Raw genomic sequence first — 419 nt, forward strand, 5'->3', positions numbered from 1 at the left:
TCGGCGGTCGGGAAGAATTTCAGTGCGCTGTTCTCATACTGATACCCTGCCAAATAATCGGTGGTGGTTACGGTAGCGCCCTGTGTGACCACTTTTTGTACTTTCTGCCCTGTTGCATTGTAAAGATAGACAATGTTTCCTGTGGAGGCAAAAGTAATTTTGGCCGGCAGGTTTAAATGGTTGTAGGTGATGGCAGTGATGTTTTTGTTTGCATCAGTGATCATGTTTCCGTTGGCATCATAGGTGTAATCATCTCCTGTGTTGCTTCCGTCTGCAAAACCAACGGTTTTATTGCTGCTGTCAGCAACTTTGGTAAGCTGGTTGGTCGAATTGGCAGAACCGTAACTATAAACCAGATTGTCAATTGCTGTCGCTGCAGCATCAGATGTTCCGTTACGCTGCAAACTCATAATGTTTCC

Annotated in this window: 1 pseudogene; it reads right to left on the reverse strand. The window is 45.3% G+C overall.

Annotated features, from left to right (window positions below):
* Positions 1-419 (reverse strand): annotated as a pseudogene (locus FLACHUCJ7_RS00195) (RHS repeat domain-containing protein); the annotation flags it as partial.

It is taken from the genome of Flavobacterium salmonis (genome assembly GCF_903819435.1).
Lineage (GTDB): Bacteria > Bacteroidota > Bacteroidia > Flavobacteriales > Flavobacteriaceae > Flavobacterium > Flavobacterium chungangense.